1 protein-coding gene and 1 pseudogene are annotated in these 1,168 nt (G+C 75.4%); both read left to right on the forward strand.

Annotation, left to right across the window (positions count from 1 at the left end):
* Positions 1-564, forward strand: a pseudogene (locus EF918_RS35950) (hypothetical protein); the annotation flags it as partial.
* A gap of 181 nt (positions 565-745) precedes the next feature.
* Positions 746-1,168: chaplin (locus EF918_RS39255; RefSeq protein WP_148141365.1), on the forward strand; the 423-nt coding region annotated here is incomplete at its 3' end.

Genomic DNA, 1,168 nt, shown 5'->3' on the forward strand with positions numbered 1-1,168 from the left:
GTGGCCAGCTGGTCCAGGGCGAGGGGATCCGGGGCACCCGGCTACCCGGACGAGCCGGGTGCCCCGGATCCCCTCGCCCTGGACCAGCTGGCCACCGACGCGGCCGCCCGGGCGCTGGCGATCCTGGCCACGGGGGAGGACCCGATGGCCGGTCTCACCCCCTGGCAGGACGCGGTCCGGCTCGCCTCCCCGCTGCCGCACGCGGGTCTGACCGGAGCGGCCCGCGGCCTGTACCGGGCCCTGGCCGCCGGCACCGGCCGGAGCACCACCGACCTGGCCCGGGCCGCTGCGGCCTGGCGGCAGGGCGGCCGGGCCGCGCTCGCCGCCCTGGAGGAGCCGTGGGACCCGCCGGCCGGCCCGTTCGACCGGGCCCGCCCGCTGCTGCTCGCCGCCTCGCTGGGGCACTTCCGCCCCGAGCGCAACCGGCTGACCTCCGCGGCCGGCCGCCAGCTCCGGCTGGGCCGCGACCACCTCTGGTACGCCTACGAGTCCCGCCCGGGCGCCGAGGACTGGTGGCCCACCGGCCGCCCCTCCCCGGACCCGGTCCGGGCCCTGGCGGGTTGACGCCCACCCCCGCACACCTGTGCCGCCGCACATACGTAGGGAGAGCGCAGTACACGATGGAGTGAAAAGCCCACCAGCTCTATAACCCGTATGGGTCTACCGCGTTGTTCCCGGTGCGGGTGTGACGCCCGCGCACCATTCCTCCCGGGTCCCCCGGACCCCCTCGGAAAGCGGGAAACTGATGCGGCACAGTCGTCGGAACGGCTTCATCGCGGCGGTGGTTGCGGGCGGCGGACTGGCCGCCGCGAGTGCGGGCGGCTTCGCCTTCGCGGACGCCGGGGCGAGCGGCCAGGCCCAACGCTCACCCGGGCTCCTCTCCGGAAACCTGGTACAGCTCCCGGTGCACGCACCGGTCAACGTCTGCGGCAACACCGTCAGCGTGGTCGGCGTCCTCAACCCGGCGGCGGGCAACCGCTGTGCCAACGACTCCGGCCACCCCGGAACCCAGCCCTCCCAACCCCCGCACTCCTCCAAACCGGGCGGGGGCAACGGAGGCGGATCCACCGCACAGGGGGGCGGAAAGGATTCGCCGGGGGTGCTGTCCGGCAACGGGCTCCAGCTCCCCGTCGACCTCCCCGTCAACGTCAGCGGCAACTCGGTGAAC

This window comes from Streptomyces sp. WAC06614 (assembly GCF_003949795.1).
Classification (GTDB): Bacteria; Actinomycetota; Actinomycetes; order Streptomycetales; family Streptomycetaceae; genus Streptomyces.